Below are 21,287 nucleotides of genomic sequence, written 5' to 3' on the forward strand. Positions count from 1 at the left end.
CGGCTGACCACCACCGGAGCGCGCACCTGCCCTCGCGGCGCGGCGGGCGGTGAGAGACTGCGCGGGTGAGCAGCCGGTACGACTGCACCGACGCCGCCCAGCGGGAGGCGGGACTGCGCCACGCGCGCGACGCCCTCGCCCGCGGCGAGCTCGTGGTGCTCCCCACCGACACCGTGCACGGCATCGCCGCGGACGCCTTCGACGCCGACGCCGTGTCGCGCCTCCTGGCGGCGAAGGGCCGCGGGCGCGCCATGCCGCCGCCCGTGCTGGTCTCCGACGCCCGCGTGCTCGACGGCCTCGCCGCCGGCGTGCCGCCCACGGCCCGCGCCCTGGCCGAGGCGTTCTGGCCCGGGGGCCTCACCCTCGTGTGCCGGGCGCAGCCGTCGCTGCGCTGGGACCTGGGCGACACCGGCGGCACCGTCGCGGTGCGCGTGCCCGACCACGAGCTGGCGCGCGAGCTGCTGCGCTCCACCGGGCCCCTGGCCGTCAGCAGCGCCAACCTCACCGGCCACGCGGCGGCCACGACGGCCGCCGAGGCGGAGGCCCAGCTCGGCGGCGCCGTGGCGGCCTACCTCGACGACGGGCAGCCGGCCCGCACCGACGCGCCGCCCTCGACCATCGTCGACGCGACGGGGGAGCGCCTGCGGGTCCTGCGCCGCGGGGCCGTGCCCACGGCGGCGCTGCGTCTCGTCGCCCCGGTCGACGACGACGACGAGCCCGCACCGGCTGCCCCGGGCGGTGACGCCGGAGCGGCCGGAGGGAGCGCCGGGGCCGCCGGGGGCGGCTCCGCAGAGCCAGCCGGGTGAGGGCCTACCTGCTCCTGCTGCTGGTAGCCGCGGGGACGACGTACCTCGCCACGCCGCTGGCCCGGCGGGTGGCCGAGCGCTTCACCGCCATGACGCCCGTCCGCGACCGCGACGTGCACAGCGTCCCGACCCCGCGCCTGGGCGGCCTGGCGATGCTCGCCGGGGTCGCGGTGGCCTTCGCGGCGGCGAGCCGGATGCCCTTCCTCTCCGACCTGTTCACCGAGTCCCGCCAGGCGTGGGCGGTCCTGGGGGCCGCGGCGATCGTGTGCCTGCTCGGCGTCGCCGACGACGTGTGGGGCCTCGACCCGCTCACCAAGCTGGCGGGCCAGGTGCTGGCCGCGGGGCTGATGGCGTGGCAGGGCGTGATGCTGCTCGCGCTGCCGGTGGCGGGGGGCCTGTGGGTGGGCTCCTCGGGCCTGCAGCTCGGCGTCACGGTGCTGGCGGTCGTGGTGGCGGTGAACGCCGTGAACTTCGTCGACGGCCTCGACGGCCTCGCGGCGGGGGTCGTCGGCATCGGGTCGGTGGCGTTCTTCACCTACTCCTACCTGCTCACCCGCGGCGCCAGCCCCGACAACTACGCCAACCTCGGCTCGATGGTGGTGGCGGTGCTCATCGGCGTCTGCCTGGGGTTCCTGCCGCACAACGCCCACCCGGCCCGCATCTTCATGGGCGACTCCGGCTCGATGCTCATCGGCCTCATGCTCGCCGCGTCGGCGGTCTCGGTGACGGGTCGCTTCGACCCCCAGGCGATCGGCTCGGGCGCCCAGATCGTCCCCGTCTTCCTCCCGGTGCTCCTGCCGGTCGCGGTGCTCCTGCTGCCCCTGACGGACCTGGTGCTCGCGGTGGTGAGGCGCGTGCTGGCCGGGCAGTCGCCCTTCGCCGCCGACAAGCTGCACCTCCACCACCGGCTGCTGTCGCTGGGGCACACGCACGGGCGCGCCGTCGGCGTGCTGTGGCTGTGGACCGCCGTCGTGTCCTTCGGGTACATCGCGCTCGCGTTCCTGCCGCTGCACCTCGTGCTGCCCACGTGGGCCGCTGTGCTGCTCCTCGCCGTCCTGGTGACCCTCGGTCCCCGCCGGGCCCGGGCCCGGCGCCACGGCCCCGTGCTGCTGCGCGAGCGGCAGGCGGCCGAGCGCGCCGCCCCCGCGCCCCCTCCCGGTGCGGGGAGCGGCCCGACCGGGGCCGCGGGACCTCCGGCGGCCCCCGGCTCCACCGAACGGGTGACGTCCCTCACGGAGGACCCCGGGGCCCGCCGGGGGGGACGGGCCCACCAGCCCGCGCGCTCCGGGACCCGTCCGCCGCGCCGGTAGCATCGAGGGGCACCCCGCCCCCCACGTCTGGAGAGCCCGTGCAGGCCTCGCGCCCGCAGGACCCCTACCGCGCCATGCTCCTGGGCGGTTCCGTCCCCGCATCCGTCATCGCCGTCGCTGCGGTCGTCGTCTTCTCCCTGCTGCAGGGGAGCCGCGGTGCCGCGGGAGCGGTCACCGCGTCGCTGCTGGTGGGGGTGACGTTCGCCGCGAGCGTCCTCGTGCTCCAGCGCGTCCGGCACCTCGAACCGGTCATCGTGCTCGGCATCGCCATGGTCAGCTACATGACCGTCGTGCTGCTCCTCGGCCTCTTCCTGGTCCTGTTCCGCGACGCCACCTGGCTCGAGCCCATCGCCTTCGCCGTCTCGGCGTGCGGCGTCTCGCTCGCCTGGACGGTCGGCCAGGTGGTCGCCTTCCTCAAGGTCCGCACCTTGCTGTACGACGAGGCGCCGGCCTCCGACGGGCCGGTCGGGCGGTGAGCGCCCCCCGCACGGACGGAGCCGCTCCCAGCGTCCGCTACGGTTACCTCGCTTGCAACGGTGGTGATCAGGGGCGCGGACGAAGCCGCCCGCACGAGATCGCACCCACCCGGCCGAACCACGACCGAGAGGATGCCCAGGGATGATCGCGCTGCCGGCCTCGGCGGGCTTCACGCCCCCGAGCCCTGCCGACTTCTGGCAGCCGCTGATCGGCGACGGCGCCTTCGCGGTGACCCGGCCGATGGTCGTCATGGTCCTCACGACGGCGGCCATCTGCCTCGTGCTGGTCCTGGCGACCAAAAAGCTCTCGCTGGTCCCCAGCCGCGGGCAGTGGGCGCTCGAGGGCGTCTACGGCCTCGTGCGCAACTCCGTGGGCCGCGACATCATCGGCGCCGCCCGGGTCCGCCCGTACATCGGGTTCCTGTTCGCGATCTTCACGCTGGTGCTCGTCAACAACCTGATGGGCATCACCCCGGTCGTGCAGTACCCGACGTTCAGCCGCATCGGCTTCCCGATCGTCCTGGCGATCGCGGTCTGGCTGGTGTACATCGCTGCGCACGTCCGCCACAACGGCGTCGGCGGGACGCTCAAGCACCTGGTGCCGCCGGGCCTGCCGTTCGCCGCGGTGCCGGTGGTGTTCGTCCTGGAGCTGCTCACCTTCCTGGTGATCCGCCCGCTGACGCTCGCGCTGCGTCTGTTCGGCAACATGTTCGCCGGCCACATGCTGCTGCTGCTCTTCGCCCTGGGCGGCGAGTACATGCTGCTGCACGGCGGCTTCCCGCTGAACGTGGTCGCGCTGCCGACCTTCCTCATCTACTTCTTCCTGACGGCCTTCGAGATCCTCATCTCGTTCCTGCAGGCCTACGTCTTCGTCCTGCTGACCTCGCTGTACATCGCCGAGGTCTACGCAGGCGACCACTAGACCCACCACAGGACCCACCCCACACACACGACCGCCCGGTCACCAGGTCGCGGCGGGGACTCGAGAGGAACGGATCTATGGACGGCATCACCGGAAGCCTGGGCATCGTCGGCTACGGACTCTCTGCGATCGGCCCGGGCGTCGGCGTCGGCCTCATCTTCGCCGCGTACGTCAGCGGCGTCGCCCGCCAGCCCGAGGCTCGCGGCATGCTCCAGACGATCGCCATCCTCGGCTTCGTCCTCTGTGAGCAGTTCGCCATCTTCGGCATCGCCCTCGCGTTCGTCTTCGGCGGACTCTGACCTCCACGACTGAGGAGAACAGCAGATGACACCCGTCCTGGCCGCTGAGGAGGGCTTCTGGGCGACCGCCTACCCGGTGCTTCCGCACCCGGGTGAGCTGCTGATCGGCACGATCTGCTTCGCCGTCCTGCTCTTCGTGGCCTACCGCACGGTGGTCCCCCGCCTCGAGACGATGCTGGCCCAGCGCCAGGCAGCGATCCAGGGCGGCATGGAGAAGGCGGAGAAGGCCCAGGCCGAGGCCGAGGCCGCGCTGGAGGAGTACCGCGCCCAGCTCGCGGACGCCCGGGCCGAGGCCGCGCGCATCCGCGAGGAGGCGCGCTCCGAGGGCGCCAAGATCATCGCCGAGATGCGCGACCGGGCCTCCTCCGAGGCCGAGCGCATCACCGAGTCGGCCGGCCGCCAGGTCGAGGCCGAGCGGCTGGCGGCGGTCACGTCGCTGCGCACCGAGCTCGGTGGCCTCGCCACCCAGCTCGCCGGCCGCATCGTCGGCGAGGCGCTGACCGACTCCGCGCGCCAGTCGCGCATCGTCGAGCGCTTCCTCACCGAGCTCGAGCAGTCGTCCCCCGAGGACGTCCGCGCGAGCGCGACCACCGTCGAGCCCACGACGTCCGCGGCCCCCGCGGGCCCGTCGTCGGGCGGCGCGCACCGGGTCCCCTGATGCGCGGCGCCTCGCGAGCCTCCCTGGCCGCCGCGCAGGACCGGCTCGAGCCGCTCCTCGCGCGGGGCGGGGCTTCGGCCCTCGGCCAGGAGCTGTACGCGGTGGCCGGCCTGCTCGACACCTCCGTCGGGCTGCGCCGGGCACTGACGGACAGCACCCGGTCCGACGCGGACCGGGCCGCCCTGGCCGAGCGGCTGCTCGGCACCCAGGTCTCGGGGCCGGCGCTCGACGTCGTCACGGGCCTGGTCCGCAGCCGCTGGTCGGAGCAGCGCGACCTCGGTGACGCGCTGGAGGCCCTCGGCACCCAGTCGCTCCTCGCCGGGGCGGAGTCCGACCGGGTCCTCGACACCGTCGAGGACGAGCTCTTCCGGTTCTCGCGCCTCGTGGCGGGAGACCGCGCCCTCGCGGCCTCCCTCGACGACGGCCGGGCCACCCCCGCCCAGCGCGGAGCGCTCGTCGACGCCCTGCTCGCCTCCCGGGCCGAGCCGACGACCACGGCGCTCGTGCGCCAGGTCGTGGTCGCCCCCCGCGGCCGTCGTGTGGCGAGCGCCCTCGACGACCTCCTGAACAGCGCCTCCGCGCGCCGCGCCCGCCTGCTGGCGGTCGTGACCGCGGCGGTGCCCATGACCGCCCTCCAGCAGGACCGCCTGGCGGCAGCGCTGGCGCGGGTCTACGGAAAGCCCGTCCAGGTGCAGGTCGACGTCGACCCCGAGGTGCTCGGAGGCCTGCGCGTGCAGGTCGGCGACGAGCTCCTCGACGCGACCACCGCCAGCCGCCTCGCCGCCGCCCGGCGCCGAGTGGTCGGCTGACCCCGCGACCGCGGGGACACTGGAACCACTGACGAACCACCACGACCAGGGAGCAGGAACACACGATGGCGGAGCTCACGATCCGGCCTGAGGAGATCCGCGGCGCGCTCGAGGACTTCGTCTCCTCCTTCACGCCCAGCGGCAGCTCCCGCGAGGAGATCGGCACGGTCACCGAGGCCGGCGACGGCATCGCCCGCATCGAGGGCCTCCCCGGTGCGATGGCGAACGAGCTGCTCCGCTTCGAGGACGGCACGCTCGGCCTGGCCCTGAACCTCGACGAGCGCGAGATCGGCGCCATCGTCCTGGGCGAGTTCGCGGGCATCGAGGCCGGCCAGCCGGTCCACCGCACCGGTGAGGTGCTGTCGGCCCCCGTCGGCGACGCCTTCCTCGGCCGCGTGGTCGACCCCCTGGGCAACCCGATCGACGGCCTCGGCGAGATCAAGGCCGAGGGCACCCGCGCCCTCGAGCTGCAGGCGCCCTCGGTCGTTCAGCGCAAGTCGGTGCACGAGCCGCTGCAGACCGGCATCAAGGCCATCGACGCGATGATCCCGATCGGCCGCGGCCAGCGCGAGCTCATCATCGGTGACCGCCAGACCGGCAAGACGGCGATCGCGCTCGACACGATCATCAACCAGAAGGCCAACTGGGAGTCCGGCGACCCAAAGAAGCAGGTCCGCTGCATCTACGTCGGGATCGGCCAGAAGGGCTCCACGATCGCCTCCGTGCGCGGCGCCCTCGAGGACGCCGGCGCCATGGAGTACACGACGATCGTCGCGTCCCCGGCGTCCGACCCGGCCGGCTTCAAGTACCTCGCCCCCTACACCGGCTCGGCCATCGGCCAGCACTGGATGTACGGCGGCAAGCACGTCCTGATCATCTTCGACGACCTGTCCAAGCAGGCCGAGGCGTACCGCGCCGTGTCGCTGCTGCTGCGCCGCCCGCCGGGCCGCGAGGCCTACCCGGGCGACGTCTTCTACCTGCACTCCCGGTTGCTGGAGCGCTGCGCGAAGCTCTCCGACGACCTGGGCGCCGGCTCCATGACGGGCCTGCCGGTCATCGAGACCAAGGCGAACGACGTGTCGGCGTACATCCCGACCAACGTCATCTCCATCACGGACGGGCAGATCTTCCTCCAGTCCGACCTGTTCAACGCCAACCAGCGCCCCGCTGTCGACGTCGGCATCTCGGTGTCCCGCGTCGGCGGTGACGCGCAGATCAAGGCGATGAAGAAGGTCTCGGGCACGCTGAAGCTGGAGCTCGCCCAGTACCGCTCGCTGCAGGCCTTCGCCATGTTCGCCTCCGACCTCGACGCCGCCAGCCGCAACCAGCTGGCGCGCGGTGAGCGCCTGACCGAGCTGCTCAAGCAGCCGCAGTACTCGCCGTTCCCGGTCGAGGAGCAGGTCGTCTCCGTGTGGGCGGGCACCAACGGCAAGATGGACGAGGTCCCCGTGGCCGACGTCCGCCGCTGGGAGACCGAGCTGCTCGAGCACCTGCGCCGCAACGACATCGCTCTCGGCACGATCCGCGAGACCGGCCTGCTGGGCGACGACACCGTCGCCGCCCTGTCGAAGGCCATCGACGACTTCAACGCCGGCTTCCGCACCAGCGAGCAGGGCGGCGGCGTCGACGACTCCCGCGAGGACGCGCTCGACGAGGTCCAGAACGAGCAGATCGTGCGCCAGAAGTCCTGATGTCCAGCACCGACCTGCGAGTGACGAGCACCCCGAGAGGAGGCACCGGTGGCTGGCCAGCTGCGTGAGTACCGGAGCCGCATCCGCTCCACCCGGAACATGCAGAAGATCTTCCGGGCCATGGAGCTCATCGCGACGTCGCGCATCACCAAGGCCCGCCAGGCCGTGGCCGCGTCGTCCCCGTACGCCCGCGCCCTGACGCGCGCGGTGTCGGCGGTGGCGACGTACACCGACGCCGAGCACCCGCTCCTCACCGAGCGCCCGAACCCGTCCCGTGCTGCGGTCCTGGTCGTCACCAGCGACCGCGGCATGGCCGGCGCCTACTCCTCCAGCGCGATCAAGGAGGGGGAGCGCCTCATGGCCACCCTCCGCGAGCGCGGCGTGGAGCCGGTGCTGTACGTCCTCGGCCGCAAGGGCGTGACGTACTACCGCTTCCGCCGCCGGGCGATCGAGGCCGAGTGGGTGGGGTCGTCGGAGGCTCCGACCTACGAGCTCGCGGACGAGGTCGGCGAGACCCTCGTCGAGGCCTTCCAGAAGACCGGTGCCGAGGGCGGCGTGGACGAGATCCACGTCGTCTCCACCCGGTTCCTCTCGATGGTCACGCAGGAGCCCCAGGCGCTGCGCCTGCTGCCCCTCGAGGTCGTCGAGGGCGTCGAGGCGCCCCCGTCGAACGAGGTGCTCCCGCTGTACGACTTCGAGCCCGACGCGGAGCGCGTCCTCGACGCGCTCCTCCCGCGCTACGTGAGCGCCCGCATCTACAACCTGCTCCTGCAGGCCGCGGCCAGCGAGCACGCCGCGCGCCAGCGCGCGATGAAGTCGGCCGGCGACAACGCCGACGACCTCATCAAGAACTTCACCCGGCTGGCGAACCAGGCGCGCCAGGCCGAGATCACGCAGGAGATCACCGAGATCGTCAGCGGTGCTGACGCGCTGACCTCGGCCCGCTGACCCACCTGACTGACACTCCGGAAGGACCCGCCATGACCGCGACCGCCGAGCGCCCCGCTCAGACCGACCCCGCTGGTGCCACCGGCCGCATCGTCCGGGTCACCGGGCCGGTCGTCGACGTCGAGTTCCCCGGCGACGCCGTCCCCGACATGTACAACGCGCTCACCATCGACTACGAGCTGCTGGGCGAGAAGCTCACGCTGACGCTCGAGGTGGCGCTGCACATCGGTGACAACCAGGCGCGCGCCATCGCCCTGAAGCCGACCGACGGCCTCGTGCGCGGCATGGCGGTCAAGGACACCGGCAGCCCGATCTCCGTGCCCGTCGGCGACGTGACCCTGGGCCACGTCTTCAACGTGAACGGCGTGCCGCTGGACCTCGCCGAGGGCGAGACCCTCGAGATCACCGACCGGTGGCCCATCCACCGCAAGGCGCCCTCCTTCGACCAGCTCGAGTCGAAGACCACGATGTTCGAGACCGGCATCAAGGTCATCGACCTGCTGACCCCGTACGTGCAGGGCGGCAAGATCGGCCTGTTCGGCGGCGCCGGCGTGGGCAAGACGGTGCTGATCCAGGAGATGATCCAGCGCGTCGCCCAGAACCACGGCGGTGTGTCGGTCTTCGCCGGCGTGGGTGAGCGCACCCGCGAGGGCAACGACCTCATCGCGGAGATGGAGGAGGCCGGCGTCTTCGACAAGACCGCGCTGGTCTTCGGCCAGATGGACGAGCCGCCGGGCACCCGCCTGCGCGTCGCCCTGAGCGCCCTGACGATGGCGGAGTACTTCCGCGACGTCCAGAACCAGGACGTGCTGCTCTTCATCGACAACATCTTCCGGTTCACCCAGGCCGGCTCGGAGGTGTCGACCCTGCTGGGCCGCATGCCCTCGGCCGTGGGCTACCAGCCGAACCTGGCGGACGAGATGGGTGTGCTCCAGGAGCGCATCACCTCGACGCGCGGTCACTCGATCACCTCGCTGCAGGCGATCTACGTGCCGGCCGACGACTACACGGACCCGGCGCCGGCCACGACGTTCGCGCACCTCGACGCGACCACGGAGCTGTCCCGCGAGATCGCGAGCCGCGGCCTCTACCCGGCCGTGGACCCGCTGACCTCGACCAGCCGCATCCTTGACCCGCGCTTCCTGGGCCGCGACCACTACGAGACGGCGATCCGCGTCAAGCAGATCCTCCAGCGCAACAAGGAGCTGCAGGACATCATCGCGATCCTCGGCGTCGACGAGCTGTCCGAGGAGGACAAGGTCGTCGTCAACCGCGCGCGCCGCATCCAGCAGTTCCTGTCGCAGAACACGTACATGGCCGAGAAGTTCACGGGCGTGCCCGGTTCGACCGTGCCGCTCAAGGACACCGTCGAGTCCTTCTCCAAGATCGCTGACGGCGAGTACGACCACGTCGCCGAGCAGGCCTTCTTCAACGTCGGCTCCATCGAGGACGTCGAGAAGAAGTGGGCGGAGATCAAGAAGGAGACCGGCGAGTGAGCCTGAAGGTCCAGGTCGTCTCCGCGGAGCGCGAGGTCTGGACGGGCGACGCCACGATGGTCGTCGCCCGCACCCTGGAGGGCGAGATCGGCATCCTGACCGGTCACGCCCCCACCCTGGCGGTGCTCGCCGCCGGTGAGGTCAAGGTCGAGGCCCCCGGCGGGGGCGTCACCGCGCAGGTCGACGGCGGGTTCCTGTCGGTCGAGCACGACACCGTGCTCGTCGTGGCAGAGCGCGCCACCGTGGGCGAGCGGGCCTCCAGCTGACACCAGAAGGCATCCTGGTCGACGCCGCGGTGATCGCGGCGTCGATCCTGGTGCTGGTCGCGGCCCTGCTGTTCGGGGTCGCGGTGCGCCGGCGGTTCCTCACGGGGGTCCCCGGCAGCTTCGACTGCGCGGTGCGGCGCAAGGGCCGTGCATGGGTCTCGGGCATCGGGCGCTTCGGCAGCCACGACGTGCAGTGGTGGAGCGTCCTGTCGGTGCTCCCCGGGCCGCGGGCCACGTGGTCCCGCGCGGACATCGAGGTCGTCGGCCGCCGCCTCCCCAGCGTGGAGGAGGGGGTGGCCCTCCAGCCGGGCGACGTCGTCGTCCGGTGCACCTTCCGCGGCTCCTGCCTGGAGCTGGGCATGTCCCCGGACGCGGCCACCGGATTCACCTCGTGGCTCGAGGCCGCCCCCCCGGGCGCCCCCGGGCATCCCGCGATCTGACGCCCGACGGGCGCTGGCCCCGGGTCAGGCCGCGCGCAGCACCGCGCGAGCGGTCCTCTCGTCCTCGGGGAAGACCAGCACGCGCGGACCGTCCGTCGTCGGTGCGAGCGTGGCGCGGAGCCCCGCCGCGGTGAGCCGCTGCCGGTCGACCTCGGCCTCCACGAAGGTCCCCGGCTCGCTGACCACCACCAGCAGCCCGTACTCGTCGGCGCGTCCGGCGCGCGGCTTGCGCGCCACCACCGAGTGGCCCCTGGCGAACGTCCACCGCAGCGCCAGGACCAGCAGCCCCAGCATCACCAGGGACAGCAGCAGCCCGACCAGGGGTCCCGGAACGCCGCCGCCTGTCAGTCCCACCGGGACATGGTGCGCCCCGCGGGGGCCGCTGACCAGCCTGCCCCCGCCTGCGGGCCCGCGCGTCAGAACAGGCGGGACTCCACGTCGTCCACGCCCCGCAGGGCGTCGTAGTCGAGCACCAGGCAGCGGATGCCGCGGTCGGTGGCCAGCACCCGCGCCTGCGGGCGGATCTCCTGGGCGGCCAGCACCCCCTCGACCGGTGCGAGCAGCGGGTCGCGGTTGAGGAGCGCCAGGTAGCGCGTGAGCTGCTCCACGCCGTCGATCTCGGCGCGGCGCTTGACCTCGACGGCCACGGTGCCGCCGTGGGGCGAGCGCACGAGCAGGTCGACGGGGCCGATCGCCGTGGGGTACTCCCGCCGGACGAGCTGGTGGCCCTCGCCCAGGAGGTCCACCTGCTCGGAGAGCAGCTTCTGCAGCTGCGCCTCCACGCCGTCCTTGACCAGGCCCGGGTCGACGCCCAGCTCGTGGCTGGAGTCGTGGAGCACCTCGTGGACGGCCACCACGAGGCGGTCCTCGGTCTTGGCCGAGCGCACCGACCACACCTGCTCGGCCCCGGCGGCCGCGTGCGGACCCGTCGCCGGCTCCACCGACAGCGCGCACGGCGGGCTCATCCAGTTCAGCGGCTTGTAGGAGCCGCCGTCGGAGTGCACGAGCACGCTCCCGTCGGCCTTGACGAGCAGGAGGCGCGTGGCGAGGGGCAGGTGGGCGTTCAGCCGTCCCTCGTAGTCCACGGAGCAGCGGGCGATGACGAGGCGCACGAGCGGCGAGGGTAGCGAGCCCCGAAGATGGTGGTGTGCCCCGCCGACCCGTGAGCCGACGCCGCGTCGGCGCCGCCACCACCGCCGCACCCACCCGCCCCGTCGGCTGGGCCACCGGTGAGAGCGCCCCCGACGGCGAGTGGCTGGTGCGCGTCGTCCCCGGAGCCGCCGCCCTGAAGCCCTACCGCTGCCCGGGGTGCGACCAGGTGATCCCCCCGGGGACGGCCCACGTCGTGGCCTGGCCGGCGGACGCACCGCCCGGCGTCGGCCCGGGGGAGCGCCGCCACTGGCACCGGTCCTGCTGGCGGGCCCGCGCCCACCGCCGGCCCCGCTGAGCCGCCCGGCCCCGCCGGGCCGGATCCGACGCGTCGCCGGCGCGGCCCGATCCGGCAGAAGGCCCCGGGCGCCCGCGCCGCGTCGCTACCGTGGCCGACATGCTCGTCGCCTTCTCCGTGGCCCCCTCCGGCACCAGCGACCCCACCGGGTCCGTCGCGGCCGCGGTGGCCGACGCCGTCCGCGTGGTGCGCTCCAGCGGCCTGCCCCACAGCACCGACTCGATGTTCACCACCGTCGAGGGCGAGTGGGAGGAGTGCCTGGACGTCGTGCGCCGGGCCTGCGAGGCCGTCGGCGCCCACAGCGACCGGGTCTCCCTGGTGCTGAAGGCCGACATCCGTCCGGGCCGCACGGGGGAGATGCAGGCCAAGCTCGACCGCCTGGAGGCGGCCGTCGAGCGGGCCGAGGGAGAGCCCGGCCGGGGCCAGTGACGGGCTGCTGAGCCGTCGTCGCAGGGGTGAGGGGTCGGTGACCGGGGAGGACGCCGCGGCGCTCCCACCGCCGAGGGGGCGCCGCGACGCGCGTCCCTCCCGCCGGGTCCGGGGTGCCGGGCCCCGCGTCGGCCGCGGACGGCGGTGGGCCGCCGTGCTGGCTGTCGTCCTGCTCGCCGCCGGGGCGCTCCTGGCCACGGTCGCCCGCCCGTCGCGCGAGGTCAGCGCGACCGCCGCCGCGACCCCTTCCGCAGCGGCCGCGGTGCCGCTGGTCGTCACCGACGCATCCCTCCTGGCCGGGCTCGACGGGACCGTGAGGGTCCGCGCCTCCGGCTCCGGGCCCGTGCTGGTGGCCGTCGGCACCGCAGCCGACGTCGCGGCCTGGGCGCAGGGCGCCGCCACCACGACGCTCACCCGGTCCGGCGACGACGGGTCGCTGACCCCGACCACCTCCGAGGGCGAGGCGGAGGTGCCCGACCCCGCCGGCAGCGACCTGTGGACGGCGCAGGCCACCGGAACGGGCAGCGCCGAGCTGACCACCGAGCCGACCACCGGCCCGGGAGCCGGCAGCGCGCCCCTGTCGGTGCTCGTCGCCTCCGACGGCACCGCTGCGACGCCCACGGACGTCGAGCTGGTCTGGAGCGAGCACCCCGTGCCGCTGCTCGCCTGGGCCCTCCTGGGGGCCGGGGCGCTCGTCGGGCTGCTGGCCCTGCGCGGGGTGGGCGGTCGCGCGCGTCGCGAGGCCGTCGTGGTGACCCTGCCCCAGACCCGGCCCGCGACCGGACCGGTGCCCGACCTGGAGCCCGCCCCCGCCCCCGCCACCGCCCCCGCGCCAGAGGCCCCCGCTGACGGCGCCACCGAGCCGGTCCTCCTGCGGCGCCCCCGCGGCAGCGACCGGCGGCGCGACCGGCGGAGCCTGCGGTGAGGTCCACCACGGCCGCGCAGCGGGCCGCTGCGCTCGCAGCAGCGGGCCTGCTCATCGCGGTGGCCGGGTGCTCGACGGGCTCGGAGGCCGCCGGCCCCGCCGCGTCGGGGCCGGTGCCCGCCGTGGCGGCGGCGCAGGTGTCGCGGGTGCTCACGGCGGTCGACCAGGTCGACCCCGAGGCGCTCGACGGTCGTCTCGGGGGCGCTGAGCTGGACGTGCGCCGGGCCGCCCAGACCGTCCGCGCGCAGGTGGCCACGGCGCCGGAGCCCGCCGCGCTGGCCGGGCGGCCTCTGATGGTGGCCGTTCCGCCCGCGGGGGAGTGGCCCCGGTGGTTCGTGACGGCCCTCGAGCCGGGCAGCGGCGCCGTCCCCCAGGTGGTCGTGCTGGAGCAGGCCGGCCCGCGCGACCCGTACCGGGCCGTCGCCTCCGCTGCGGTGCTCCCGGGGGTGTCGCTGCCCGCGCTCGCGCAGGACGGCGCGACCGTCGAGCCCCTCCCCGCCGACGCGACCGGCCTGCTCGCGACACCGGCCGACGCGCTGAGCGGCTACGCCGACGTCCTGACGCAGGGGGGCGCCTCGTCCGCCGCGGCGACCTTCGCCGACGACGCGCTGCGGGACCAGGTGCTGAGCGAGCAGCAGGCCGAGCGCGACGGGGTGTCGGAGTTCGTGGAGTACACCGCCGCGCACGCGCCGCGCGAGGGCGCGCTGTGGTCGCTGCGCACCGCGGACGGCGGGGCGCTGGTGCTGGGGGTGCTGTCGGGGACGCGGTCGTTCACCCCCCGCGGGGTCGGCGTCAGCCAGACGCTGCCCGCTGACCTGGCCGCCCTCGCGGGCCGCGCGGACGCCCCCGACGGCCTCGAGGTGCGGACGGCGGAGGTCGTGGTGCTGCACGTCCCGGCGGTCGGTGCAGCCGAGCGGGTGTCGCTGGTGGCGGGAGCGCGCGGCACCACGGGCGTCGAGGTCCGCTGAGCCCTGGGGGAGGATGGGGCCATGAGCACCCCGGCGAGCCGCCCCGGCCCGCGCATGGACCTGCGCGGCGCCGTCGACCTCTCGAGCCTGGCCGGCCGCGCGCAGCGGCCCGCCGCCCCCGCCGCGGGGCAGCGCCCGCCGTCGGCCCCCGCCGCGGACGGCGACGCCCCCGCGGCCCAGGCGCCCGCGGGGGAGGGGCCCCGCGTCGTCGTCGACGTCACGGACGCGGAGTTCGGCGCCCTCGTGCAGCTGTCCGCGCAGGTGCCGGTCGTGGTCGACCTGTGGGCCACCTGGTGCGGGCCGTGCAAGCAGCTGTCGCCGGTCCTGGAGCGCCTGGCGGAGGAGTACGCGGGCGCGTTCCTGCTCGCCAAGGTCGACGTCGACGCCAACCAGCAGATCGCCGCCGCGTTCCAGGTCCAGTCCGTCCCCACCGTGGTGGCCGTCCTCGGCGGCCAGCCGGTGCCGCTGTTCCAGGGCGCCTACCCCGAGCCCCAGGTGCGCCAGGTGCTCGACGAGATGCTCAGGGTCGCCGCGCAGAACGGCATCACCGGGCGGGTCCCCGCGCCCGACGCCGCGGGCGCCCCGGGCGAGGGCGAGCCCGAGCAGCCGCCGCTGCCGCCCCTGCACGCCGAGGCCGAGGAGGCCCTGGCCCGCGACGACCTCGACGGCGCCGCCCGCGCCTACGAGCGCGCGCTCGCCGAGCAGCCCGCCGACGCCGAGGCCCGCACCGGCCTGGCCCGCGTCGGCGTCCTGCGCCGCACGCTCGGAGCCGACCCGGTCGCGGCGCGCGCCGCCGCCGACGCCCCGGGCGCCGACGTCGACGCCGTGGTCCTCGCCGCCGACCTCGACCTGCTCGCCGGCGACGTCGACAGCGCCTTCGCCCGCATGGTCGCCCTGGTGCGCGCCACGCACGGCGACGACCGCGACCGCGCCCGCACCCACCTCGTGGACCTCTTCGAGGTCGTCGGCTCCGACGACGAGCGCGTGGCCCCCGCGCGCCGGGCCCTGGCGGCCGCCCTGTACTGACGGTCCACCGCAGCACGACGGCGGGCGCCGACCACCGCGAGGTGGTCGGCGCCCGCCGTCGTCAGCCGGGGGCTCGAGCGGTCAGCTCTGGTCGGGCTGCGACCCGCGGCTGCGCGAGCCGGCCGGACGCTCCCCGCCCTGCTTGAGGAACTCGGGCGGGTCGGCGGCGACGACCAGGTCGTCCAGGGTCGCGTCGTCGGTCTCGCGGGCCGCGGCCTCGGTGACGCCGTCGCCCTCGTCGCCCTCGGACTGCTCAGCAGCCCCGGCGGACTCGACGGCGGCGCCCTGCGCCGGCGGCCACTCCTCAGGGGTGAACCACACCGCGGCCAGCGGCGGGACCCGCAGGACGGCGGAGGCCGGCTGGCCCCAGTGCGCCTCGGCGACCACGTCGACCGAGCCGTTGGTCACCCCCGAGCCGCCGTAGCGGGTCTCGTCGGTGTTGACGACCTCGGTCCAGCGCCCGGCGCCCGGGAAGCCCAGCCGGTACTCCTCGTGAGGAGCCCCGCCGAAGTTCACCGCGCACACGAGCGGTCGGCCGGAGCGGTCCCACCGGATGAACGAGAAGGTGTCGTGCGCGGCGTCGTCGGAGCTGATCCAGGAGAAGCCCGCGGGGTCGGTGTCGAGCTCCCAGAGCGCGGGGGTCTCCTTGTAGACGCGGTTCAGGTCGGTCAGCGCCGCCAGGACGCCGGCGTGCAGCGGCTGGTCGAGCAGCCACCAGTCGAGGCTGCGGCCCTCGGACCACTCGGCCTCCTGGCCGAACTCCTGGCCCATGAAGAGCAGCTGCTTGCCCGGGTGGGCCCACATGAAGGCCAGGAAGGCGCGCAGCGAGGCCACCTGCTGCCAGCGGTCGCCCGGGGCCTTGCGCAGCAGGGAGCCCTTGCCGTGCACGACCTCGTCGTGGCTGATGGGGAGCACGTAGTTCTCGGAGTAGGCGTAGACCATGGCGAAGGTCATCTCGCCGTGGTGCCAGCGCCGGTTGACCGGGTCCTCGCCGAGGTAGCGCAGCGAGTCGTGCATCCACCCCATGTTCCACTTCAGGCCGAAGCCCAGGCCCCCGGCGTCGGTCGGGCGGGTCACGCCCGGCCACGCCGTCGACTCCTCGGCGATCATCACGATGCCGGGCACCCGGCGGTAGGCCGTCGCGTTGACCTCCTGGAGGAACTCGATGGCCTCCAGGTGCTCGCGGCCGCCGAAGCGGTTGGGCACCCACTGCCCGCTCTGGCGGGAGTAGTCGAGGTAGAGCATCGAGGCGACGGCGTCGACGCGCAGGCCGTCGATGTGGAACTCCTGCAGCCAGTAGACCGCGTTGGCCACGAGGAAGTTGCGGACCTCGGGGCGGCCGTAGTCGGGCACGAGGGTGCCCCAGTCGGGGTGCTCGCCCTTGCGGGGGTCGGGGTACTCGTACAGCGGCTCGCCGTCGAAGCGCGCCAGCGCGAACTCGTCCTTCGGGAAGTGCGCGGGCACCCAGTCGAGGATGACGCCGAGGCCGGCCTGGTGGAGCCTGTCGACCAGGTAGCGGAAGTCGTCGGGGGAGCCCAGCCGCGAGGTGGGCGCGTAGTAGCCGGTGACCTGGTAGCCCCAGGAGCCGCCGAAGGGGTGCTCGGCGACCGGCATGAGCTCGACGTGGGTGAAGCCGGCGGCGCCGGCGTACTCGGCCAGCTGGTCCGCCGCCTCGCGGTAGCTCAGCCCCGGGCGCCACGAGCCCAGGTGCACCTCGTAGACGCTCATCGGCGAGGTGGTCGCCTCGGTCTGGGCGCGCGCCTCGAGCCACGCGGCGTCGTTCCAGGTGTAGTCGGACTCGGTCACGACCGAGGCCGTCAGCGGGGGCACCTCGGTGGCGCGGGCCATCGGGTCGGCCTTCTCGACCCAGCCGCCGCCCTGCGTCTGGATGCGGAACTTGTACCTGGTGCCGGACACGACGTCGGGGAGGAAGACCTCCCACACGCCGGAGCCGCCCAGGGACCGCATCGCGCTCTGGCGCCCGTCCCAGCCGTTGAAGTCGCCGATGACCTGCACGGCGCGCGCGTGCGGGGCCCAGACGGCGAAGGAGGTGCCGTGCACGTCGCCCAGGACGCCGGGCCAGCGGCGCACCTGCGCCCCCAGCACGGTCCACAGCTCCTCGTGGCGGCCCTCGGAGACCAGGTGGAGGTCGAACGGGGTGAGGGTGGGCAGGAACCGGTACGGGTCGTCGGCGACGACGGGGGAGGCTCCCGGCATCGTGACCTCGACGCGGTAGTCGGTGACGGTGTCGCCCGGCATCACCGCGCTCCAGACCCCGTCGGCCTCGTGCGCGAAGGAGGTCCGCGCCCCGTCGGGGGTGACGAGCACGACCTCCTCGGCGAGCGGGCGCAGCACGCGGACGGTGATGGTGCCGTCGGGGGCCTGGTGGGGGCCGAGCACGTCGTGGGGGAAGGCGCTCTCGCCGCGAGCCACCTGGCGGAGGAGCTCGACGTCGACGCTCGAGGGAGCCGGGCTGGTGTCCATGGTCCCCACCCTGGCACGAGCGGTCAGCGCTGGCGACGGGGCGCACGGCGCGGGGCGATCTCGGGGGACCCGCTGGTGGGACGGCCCTCCGGGGCCCGGGCGCGACGGGGCCCGACCACCCGCGGACGGGTGGTCGGGCGCTGCCGGCGGGACCTCAGCCCTGCTGGAGCACGCGGTCGACGGCGGCCAGCGGCACCGCGACCCAGTCGGGGCGGTTGCGGACCTCGTAGACGACCTCGTACAGGGCCTTGTCGAGCTCGAGGGCGTCGAGCAGGGGCCCCCAGGAGCGGGGGTCGGCGCCGGTGACCTCCGCGTAGCCCTCGCAGAAGGCGGCGCGGCTGGCGCTCGCCCAGCCGTCCGCCGCCGCCCGCGCCGCGTCGGCGTCCGGTCCGTCGGGCAGGCCGACGGTGGTCTGGCGGGCGGCGTAGTCGAAGGAGCGCAGCATGCCGGCGACGTCGCGCAGGGGCAGGTCGGGCAGGGTGCGCTCGGCCAGCGGCCGCAGGGGCTCGCCCTCGAAGTCGAGGAGCACCCACCCGCGGCCGGGGACCTGCAGCACCTGGCCGAGGTGGTAGTCGCCGTGGACGCGCTGCAGCGGGGGGAGCTCGGCGGCCGACAGGCCGCGCGCGCCCGAGACCCGCTCCCGCAGCGCCTGGGCGCGCGGGGCGAGGACGGGCGCGGCCGCGAGGGCCCACTCCAGCCGCTCGCGCCACCCCTCGGCCAGGCGGTCGGCGTCGGCGTCGGTGGCCTCGCGGCGGGGCAGGTGCTCGGCGAGCGCCGCGTGCACCTCGGCCGTGGCGGCCCCGAGCCCGCGGGCGCGCTCGTTGAAGTCGGCGCCGCTGGTGACGGCCGCGGTGGCCTCGCGCCAGGCGTCCTGCGCCCCGGCGAGGAACTCCGAGGCCACGGCGAGGTCGCCGTGCACCAGGTCGGCGCCCGTCGCGCCCGGGACGGCGGGCCAGGAGCCCTCGACCCACCCGGCGAGCGACGGCACGGCGGTCGTGCCGGTGCCGGTCAGGGCCGCCTGCACCTCCACGTCGGGGTTGCGGCCGGGGTGCAGCGTGCGGAAGACCTTGACGATGACCGAGCCGGTCGCGCCGGAGCCCTCGGGCGCCTCGACGATGATCGAGGTGTTGGACTGCTCGCCCCGCAGCACGCGCGCGGGCGTGCCCGGCTCCAGCGGCTCCACGCCCGGCGGGTGGTGTCCGGCGGCGCTGCCGCCGGCCTCGGCGCGCTCACCGCTGGCGTCGAGCCCGAGCCCGCGGATGCTGCCGGAGAGCAGCGCGAGGAGCGCGTCGACGTACGCCGGGTCGTGCGGGCCGTCGTAGACGAACCAGCCGACGCCGTCGGGGTCGGTCAGCACGCCGAGCAGCGCGGCCGCGGCGTCGGAGCCCTCGCGGGGCGCGCGCCGGTGCACGAGGGGCACCTGCACGACGTCGACCTGGCCCCCGGCGCCGTCGGAGCCCCCGGGCCCTCCGGCCTCGGTGGTGATGCGCACGACGTGCACGAGGACGCGCACGTCCTCGCCGTCGGCCCAGGGCAGCAGCAGCCGCCCGGTCACCTCCAGGCGCGCCTCGCGGCCCTTGGCCGGGTACCAGCGCTGGTGGGGCACCCACGGGCCGAGGAGGTCGTGCAGGTGCGTCCCGGTGCGCGGGGCGGGCGCGCCCAGGTCGTCGGTCACGCTCCGGCCCCCTCGTCCGACCCCGTCGCGGAGCGGGTGACGTGGACGACGTGGAAGGGGGTCGTCGCCGGGCCGAGCTTGACGTAGGTGTTCTCCCACCAGGTCCAGCTGTCACCGCTGACGAGGTCGGTGGCGGTGAAGGACTCCCACGGCTGCAGGCCCAGGGCGGCCATGTCGAGGTGGACGGTCGTCTCGCGGGTGGAGTGCGGGTCGAGGTTGACGATGACGAGCACCACGTCCTCGGCGCCGGTCGGCGACTGCTCGGCGGGGACGCGCCGCGAGTAGGCGAGCACGGAGTCGTCGTCGGCGGTGTGGAAGCTCAGGCCGCGCAGGCGCTGCAGCGCCGGGTGGTGGTGGCGCGCCCAGTTGAGCTTGGCCAGCAGCGGGGCGAGGGAGCGGCCGGAGGCGGCGGCGCCGTCCCAGTCGCGCTGCTTGTACTCGTACTTCTCGTTGTCGACGTGCTCCTCGGCGCCCGGTCGCGCGACGTTCTCCACCAGCTCGTAGCCGGTGTAGATGCCGTAGGTGGGCACCGACGTGGCCGCGATGACCGCGCGCAGGGCGTGCGCCGCCGGCCCGCCGTACTGCATGTACGGCGTCAGGATGTCGTGCGTGGTGGGCCAGAAGCTCGGCCGCAGGTAGTCGGCCGTGCCGCCGTGCGCGGCGTCGCCCTCGCCCGGCTCGTCACCGCCGGTGGTGAGCTCGAGCAGGTAGTCGGTGAGCTCCTCGCGGGTGTTGCGCCAGGCGTAGTAGGTGTAGCTCTGCGCGAAGCCCACCTTGGCCAGGGCGCGCATCATCGAGGGCTTGGTGAAGGCCTCCGAGAGGAAGAGGACGTCGGGGTCGACCTCCCGGACCTTCTCGATCAGCCACTCCCAGAACACCACCGACTTGGTGTGCGGGTTGTCGACGCGGAAGAGCTTCACGCCGTGGGAGGCCCACAGCAGCACGATCCGCAGCACCTCGGCGTAGATGCCCGCCGGGTCGTCGTCGAAGTTGACCGGGTAGATGTCCTGGTACTTCTTCGGCGGGTTCTCGGCGTAGGCGATGGAGCCGTCGGAGCGGCGCACGAACCACTCCGGGTGCTCGCGGACCCACGGGTGGTCGGGCGAGGCCTGCAGGGCGATGTCCATCGCGACCTCGAGCCCCTGCTCGCGGGCGTACCCGACGAAGTGGTCGAAGTCGTCGAAGGTGCCCAGGTCGGGGTGGATCGCGTCGTGGCCGCCGGCCTCGGAGCCGATGCCGTAGGGCGAGCCCGGGTCTCCCGGCTCGGTGGTGAGGGTGTTGTTGCGGCCCTTGCGGTTGGTCGAGCCGATGGGGTGGATCGGGGTCAGGTAGAGGACGTCGAAGCCCATCGACTTGGCCCTGTCGACCGCCGCGGTCGCCGTGCGCAGGGTGCCGCTGCGCCAGGCTCCGGACTCGTCGCGCCAGGCGCCCTCGGAGCGCGGGAACACCTCGTACCAGGCGCCCACCAGCGCGCGCTCGCGCTCGACGCGCAGCCCCATCTCCGGGCCGGGGGAGACCATGTCGCGCAGCGGGTGCTCGGTGAGCACGGCCGCCACCTCGGGGGCGGTGCCGGCCGCGAGGCGCGCCTCGGCCGGGCGGCCGGTGTCGCGCAGCGCCCAGGCGGCGCCGTGCAGCACGTGGACGGCGTGCTCGGGCAGCTCGGGGCGGTCGGCGGCGCGCTCCAGCAGCAGGGCGCCCTCGACGAGCATCAGCTCGACGTCGACGCCCGCGCGGACCTTGATCGTGGCGTCGTGGTCCCAGGTGCCGTAGGGGTCGCTCCAGCCCTCGACGCGGAAGGTCCAGTCGCCGGCGGCGTCGGGCACGACCCACGCCTCCCAGCGGTCGGTGCCGGGGCCCATCGGCGTCATCGTCACGCGGGTGCGCACCGAGCCGTCGGGGCGCAGCAGCACCGCGGACGCGCTGACGGCGTCGTGGCCCTCGCGGAAGACGGTGGCCCGCACCGGGACCGCCTCGCCGACCACGGCCTTGGCGGCCCAGCGGCCGCCGTCGACGCTCGGGGAGGTGTCGATGACCGGGATGCGTCCCAGCCCGCTCCCGGTCGACGGCACGGGCGTCCCGCCCACCGCGGTGCCGGTCTGGTCGTCGTTCGTTCCGGCGCGCGCGGCCTGGACCTTCTCCACGGCCGCGAACCTACCGAGGGGCTCCGGGCTCCGACACCCGAGATCCCCACCGGGGCCGCCCACCGGGCCCG

General features: G+C 74.7%; 22 protein-coding genes. 17 read left to right on the top strand and 5 right to left on the bottom strand.

The window, feature by feature from the left end; translation table 11 throughout:
• Positions 1-65 precede the first annotated feature (65 nt).
• The 12 genes from F1641_RS02055 to F1641_RS02110 all read left to right on the top strand — a co-directional run bounded on the left by F1641_RS02055 (position 66) and on the right by F1641_RS02110 (position 10,121).
• Positions 66-806 (top strand): L-threonylcarbamoyladenylate synthase, encoded by a 741-nt coding sequence (locus F1641_RS02055; RefSeq protein ID WP_194902803.1) that lies wholly within the window; start codon positions 66-68, stop codon positions 804-806.
• Positions 803-2,116 (top strand): glycosyltransferase family 4 protein, encoded by a 1,314-nt coding sequence (locus F1641_RS02060; protein WP_194902804.1) that lies wholly within the window; start codon positions 803-805, stop codon positions 2,114-2,116. Before F1641_RS02055 ends, F1641_RS02060 begins: the two co-directional genes overlap by 4 nt.
• A 38-nt stretch (positions 2,117-2,154) precedes the next feature.
• Positions 2,155-2,592, top strand: coding sequence for a hypothetical protein (locus tag F1641_RS02065; RefSeq protein ID WP_194902805.1), 438 nt, complete (start codon positions 2,155-2,157; stop codon positions 2,590-2,592).
• Positions 2,593-2,734: 142 nt separating this feature from the next.
• Positions 2,735-3,514 carry a F0F1 ATP synthase subunit A gene (gene atpB / locus F1641_RS02070; RefSeq protein ID WP_194902806.1) on the top strand — a complete coding sequence of 260 codons (780 nt, stop codon included), beginning with the start codon at positions 2,735-2,737 and terminating at the stop codon, positions 3,512-3,514.
• Between the two features lie 77 nt (positions 3,515-3,591).
• A complete protein-coding gene (locus F1641_RS02075; protein ID WP_194902807.1) occupies positions 3,592-3,813 on the top strand; it encodes a F0F1 ATP synthase subunit C in 222 nt (73 codons plus the stop codon).
• Positions 3,814-3,838: 25 nt separating this feature from the next.
• Positions 3,839-4,471, top strand: a complete 633-nt coding sequence (locus F1641_RS02080) for a F0F1 ATP synthase subunit B (RefSeq protein ID WP_194902808.1) — start codon at positions 3,839-3,841, stop codon at positions 4,469-4,471.
• Positions 4,471-5,280 carry a F0F1 ATP synthase subunit delta gene (locus tag F1641_RS02085; RefSeq protein ID WP_194902809.1) on the top strand — a complete coding sequence of 270 codons (810 nt, stop codon included), beginning with the start codon at positions 4,471-4,473 and terminating at the stop codon, positions 5,278-5,280. The genes F1641_RS02080 and F1641_RS02085 overlap by 1 nt, the downstream gene beginning before the upstream one ends.
• A gap of 65 nt (positions 5,281-5,345) precedes the next feature.
• A complete protein-coding gene (atpA, locus tag F1641_RS02090) occupies positions 5,346-6,971 on the top strand; it encodes a F0F1 ATP synthase subunit alpha (RefSeq protein ID WP_194902810.1) in 1,626 nt (541 codons plus the stop codon).
• Between the two features lie 48 nt (positions 6,972-7,019).
• Entirely contained in the window at positions 7,020-7,919 is a 900-nt protein-coding gene (locus tag F1641_RS02095; protein WP_194902811.1) for a F0F1 ATP synthase subunit gamma, read from the top strand.
• Positions 7,920-7,951: 32 nt separating this feature from the next.
• Positions 7,952-9,415, top strand: a complete 1,464-nt coding sequence (gene atpD / locus F1641_RS02100; protein ID WP_194902812.1) for a F0F1 ATP synthase subunit beta — start codon at positions 7,952-7,954, stop codon at positions 9,413-9,415.
• Positions 9,412-9,681, top strand: a complete 270-nt coding sequence (locus tag F1641_RS02105; RefSeq protein ID WP_194902813.1) for a F0F1 ATP synthase subunit epsilon — start codon at positions 9,412-9,414, stop codon at positions 9,679-9,681. Before atpD ends, F1641_RS02105 begins: the two co-directional genes overlap by 4 nt.
• A 29-nt stretch (positions 9,682-9,710) precedes the next feature.
• A complete protein-coding gene (locus F1641_RS02110; RefSeq protein WP_206690391.1) occupies positions 9,711-10,121 on the top strand; it encodes a DUF2550 domain-containing protein in 411 nt (136 codons plus the stop codon).
• Between the two features lie 24 nt (positions 10,122-10,145).
• Here the strand turns inward: F1641_RS02110 and F1641_RS02115 are convergent, their stop codons facing one another.
• Complete coding sequence (locus tag F1641_RS02115; protein WP_309225317.1) at positions 10,146-10,475, bottom strand: hypothetical protein; 330 nt, start codon at positions 10,473-10,475, stop codon at positions 10,146-10,148.
• Positions 10,476-10,537: 62 nt separating this feature from the next.
• Positions 10,538-11,233 (bottom strand): endonuclease NucS, encoded by a 696-nt coding sequence (nucS, locus tag F1641_RS20735; RefSeq protein ID WP_194902814.1) that lies wholly within the window; start codon positions 11,231-11,233, stop codon positions 10,538-10,540.
• Between the two features lie 50 nt (positions 11,234-11,283).
• Here nucS and F1641_RS20740 point away from each other — a divergent pair, with 50 nt between their 5' ends.
• The 5 genes from F1641_RS20740 (at position 11,284) to F1641_RS02145 (ending at position 14,916) form a co-directional block, all read left to right on the top strand.
• Complete coding sequence (locus F1641_RS20740; protein WP_194902815.1) at positions 11,284-11,568, top strand: hypothetical protein; 285 nt, start codon at positions 11,284-11,286, stop codon at positions 11,566-11,568.
• A gap of 99 nt (positions 11,569-11,667) precedes the next feature.
• Positions 11,668-11,997: a thiamine-binding protein gene (locus tag F1641_RS02130; RefSeq protein ID WP_194902816.1), complete on the top strand. Its 330-nt coding sequence runs from the start codon at positions 11,668-11,670 to the stop codon at positions 11,995-11,997.
• A 154-nt stretch (positions 11,998-12,151) separates the two neighbouring features.
• A complete protein-coding gene (locus F1641_RS02135; RefSeq protein WP_194902817.1) occupies positions 12,152-12,922 on the top strand; it encodes a hypothetical protein in 771 nt (256 codons plus the stop codon).
• Complete coding sequence (locus tag F1641_RS02140) at positions 12,919-13,890, top strand: hypothetical protein (protein WP_194902818.1); 972 nt, start codon at positions 12,919-12,921, stop codon at positions 13,888-13,890. Before F1641_RS02135 ends, F1641_RS02140 begins: the two co-directional genes overlap by 4 nt.
• A gap of 21 nt (positions 13,891-13,911) precedes the next feature.
• On the top strand, positions 13,912-14,916 hold the full coding sequence (locus tag F1641_RS02145) for a tetratricopeptide repeat protein (protein WP_194902819.1): 1,005 nt from the start codon (positions 13,912-13,914) through the stop codon (positions 14,914-14,916).
• 81 nt (positions 14,917-14,997) lie between these two features.
• On the opposite strand, the gene glgB is transcribed toward F1641_RS02145, so the two are convergent.
• The 3 genes from glgB to F1641_RS02160 all read right to left on the bottom strand — a co-directional run bounded on the left by glgB (position 14,998) and on the right by F1641_RS02160 (position 21,216).
• Complete coding sequence (gene glgB, locus F1641_RS02150; RefSeq protein ID WP_194902820.1) at positions 14,998-17,400, bottom strand: 1,4-alpha-glucan branching protein GlgB; 2,403 nt, start codon at positions 17,398-17,400, stop codon at positions 14,998-15,000.
• A 154-nt stretch (positions 17,401-17,554) separates the two neighbouring features.
• Entirely contained in the window at positions 17,555-19,075 is a 1,521-nt protein-coding gene (locus F1641_RS02155; RefSeq protein WP_206690392.1) for a phosphotransferase, read from the bottom strand.
• Positions 19,072-21,216 carry an alpha-1,4-glucan--maltose-1-phosphate maltosyltransferase gene (locus F1641_RS02160; RefSeq protein WP_309225318.1) on the bottom strand — a complete coding sequence of 715 codons (2,145 nt, stop codon included), beginning with the start codon at positions 21,214-21,216 and terminating at the stop codon, positions 19,072-19,074. The genes F1641_RS02155 and F1641_RS02160 overlap by 4 nt, the downstream gene beginning before the upstream one ends.
• Positions 21,217-21,287 lie beyond the last annotated feature (71 nt).

The organism is Quadrisphaera sp. INWT6 (assembly GCF_015390235.1).
Classification (GTDB): domain Bacteria; phylum Actinomycetota; class Actinomycetes; order Actinomycetales; family Quadrisphaeraceae; genus Quadrisphaera.